The sequence below is a fragment of the Moorena sp. SIO2C4 genome (assembly GCF_010672485.1).
Lineage (GTDB): Bacteria > Cyanobacteriota > Cyanobacteriia > Cyanobacteriales > Coleofasciculaceae > Moorena > Moorena producens.
The window spans coordinates 1-3,007 of sequence record NZ_JAAHGN010000949.1 but is presented as its reverse complement, the minus strand read 5'-3'; the positions used below and the strand labels follow the sequence as shown (position 1 = coordinate 3,007).

Below are 3,007 nucleotides of genomic sequence, written 5' to 3'. Positions count from 1 at the left end.
TGACGGTTTCCGCAGCAGTTCTTACCTCTTTGTTGGTTGCTCGAACCTTGTGCCCAGTTCTTGCGGTTTATTGGCTTAAACCTAGGCAGGGGAAAAGGGAACAGGGAACAGGGAATAGGGAACAGCGATGCAGCGCGGTCTTGGGGGTTTCCCCCACTCGCTATTGCATCAAGACGGGAACAGTAAACAGGGAAAAATTATCGACAGTAGTTTTCGACTTTTGGTTGAGGTTTAATCCTAAGTACCCTGATTTGCTGCGCTGGTCCCTGGGGCATCGGAAATTTGTAGTGGGATTAGCGTTATTGAGCTTTGTGGCTGGGATTTCTCTGATTCCCCTAATTCCTCAGGGGTTTATTCCTACCCTAGACCGAGGGGAATTTATGATTACCTATACAGCACCGTTGCCTCAGATCCCTAGTGCCTCTCAATTTGGTAATTTAATTAATAAGATTCTGAATTTGGGAGGGTTTGATACTAATAGTGAGGAGTCAAAGCAATTAAGTAATTCAGATACTAATTTAGATACTAATTCAGATACTAATTTAGATACTAATTTAGATACTAATTCAGATACTAATCCAGACCTTAGGGAGCAGCTAAAACCACAACTATCAAAACCACAAGTATCAAAGTCAGGGTTTAATGGTCTATTTCCGATTAACAGTGGGATGCAATTGGTACTGAAGCAATCTGAGCAGGTGGCTAAGCAGTTGGAAGAAGCGGTGCTGGCTTTCCCTGAAGTGGAATCGGTATATACGGTTGTGGGGGTACAGGGTGATCCGAACAAAGGTAACCTTCAGGTCAAACTTAAAGGTAATCGCCAATATACTACTGCTCAGGTTCAGGAAAAAATGCGGGCTGCTTTGCCGAAGATCTCTGGTGTAACTACTAGTGTTGAAGATATTCAGTTTATTGAACTACCTACTCAAAAACCAGTTCAAGTTGCTTTATTGGGTGATGATTTAGAGATGTTAGGCAATACTGCTGCGGATCTCAAAAATCGGATTGAGACATTACCAGGATTAGTGGATGTAGAGGCAACAGGTCAAAATAATCGAGGGAATAGGATTACTGAGATTGAGCATGTTAATGGTCAGCGAGGGGTTTATGTTCGTGCTAGCCTTAACCAGGGTCAAAGGTTGGGAGATGCTACTGAGGAGGTGGTAAAGCTTGCCAAATCAGTTTTACCGGATGGTGTGAGGTTAGAACTGTGGGGAGATTCGGCTCTGAGTAGTCATGTGCTGGGGAGTTTTGCTGGCACCTTGACCTTGTCTGTTACCTGTATGCTGTTAGTGCTGATTTTGCCTTTTGGTCGATTCTTAGAACCGATGGTGGTGGGCTTGTCGTTGCCCTTATCTATTGTGGGAGCAATGCTGGCACTTCTGATCACCCAGAGTGATTTTGGCATGATTTCCCTGATTGGTCTAATTTTTTTGCTGGGACTACTTGACAAAAATGCGCTTTTGCTGATGGATTATGTTAACCAACTTCGTCGAGGTGGTTTAAGTCGCACTGAAGCAATTCTGGAAACGGGAGTGGTGCGTTTGCGACCGATTATAATGACTACTGCTTCGACAATTTTGGGGATGTTGCCCTTGGCATTGGGATTTGGCGCAGGAGCAGAATTGCGACAACCGATGGCTGTGGCAATTATTGGTGGATTGCTTACGTCTACATTGTTGAGTTTGATTGTTGTACCAGTATTGTATAGTCTGCTGGAAGATTGCTGGGTAGGATTATTTTCTGGTATAGCGCTACGCGCAAGTCAGAAGTCAGAAGTCAGAAGTCAGAAGTAAGCTATGACTAAGTTTCAGAGTTTAGAAATGTCAAACACCTTAATTGGTAGTGCTATAAGCAATAAGGAATTGGGAAACAGAGGAGCGTGCGTCAATGGCAATCAAAGCTTTCGTCACTGGAGGAACAGGGTTTATCGGTGCTCATGTTGTGCGATCGCTACTTGAAGCAGGATACTCCGTGCGAGCTCTGGTGCGCCCTACTAGCCAACTCGATAACCTCCAGGGTCTAGATATAGAAGTCGTTATCGGTGACTTAAACGATCCAGGCTTGTGCCAACTGATGCAGGGATGTCAGGTATTATTTCATGTCGCTGCCCATTATTCCCTGTGGCAAGCGGATCGAGATTTACTCTATCGTAACAATGTCGAGGGAACCCGTAATGTGCTACAAAGTGCTGGTAAAGCTGGGATTGAACGCACTGTTTACACCAGTTCAGTAGCGGCTATTGGTGTGGGTAAACCTGGGGAAATTGTGGATGAAACCCATCAGAGTCCTGTAGAGAAATTGGTGGGTGACTATAAAAAATCTAAGTTTTTTGCTGAACGGGAAGCGATCAAGGCAGCTGAATCTGGTCAAGATGTGGTGATTGTTAATCCTAGCGCTCCCATTGGTCCAATGGATATTAAGCCAACTCCTACCGGAGAAATCATTGTGCGCTTCTTACAGCAGAAAATGCCGTTTTATTTGGATACGGGATTAAATTTTATTGATGTGCGGGATGTGGCTCAGGGTCACCTGTTGGCGTTAGACCGGGGGAAAAAAGGCGATCGCTATATTTTAGGTAACCAAAATCTATCCTTCAAATCGTTATTGGAGCAACTTGGGGAAATTACTGGATTGAGTGCGCCTCAAAAAACTGTTCCGGTCTGGCTACCGTTGAGTATGGCTTGGATTGATGAGTGCGTGTTAACTGCTTTCGGCAAAACCCCTTCTATTCCGCTCAATGGGGTGCGGATGGCACAACACCCGATGTATTACGATGCCTCGAAAGCGGTGAGAGAGTTAGGGTTACCCCAATCTTCGATTAGGAAAGCCCTCAAGGATGCTGTTGATTGGTTGAGGTAAGGGAACAGCGGATCTGGGAACAGGGAGCAGGGACTGAGGCCGTAGGCCACGCGGGGCGCGTTCGGAGCAGGGAGCAGGGAACAGGGAATAGATAGACTTTTGGCAGCTTTAAAAAAGTTAACACAGTTCCGTTTATTTATCTCTA

2 protein-coding genes are annotated in these 3,007 nt (G+C 45.3%); both read left to right on the top strand.

Features of this window, described 5'->3' with window-relative positions:
• Positions 1-1,796, top strand: a 1,796-nt coding sequence (locus F6K20_RS31870; protein WP_287297424.1) for an efflux RND transporter permease subunit, incomplete at its 5' end; no start/stop codon positions are given.
• Between the two features lie 94 nt (positions 1,797-1,890).
• Positions 1,891-2,862: a hopanoid-associated sugar epimerase gene (gene hpnA / locus F6K20_RS31865; protein WP_287297422.1), complete on the top strand. Its 972-nt coding sequence runs from the start codon at positions 1,891-1,893 to the stop codon at positions 2,860-2,862.
• Positions 2,863-3,007 lie beyond the last annotated feature (145 nt).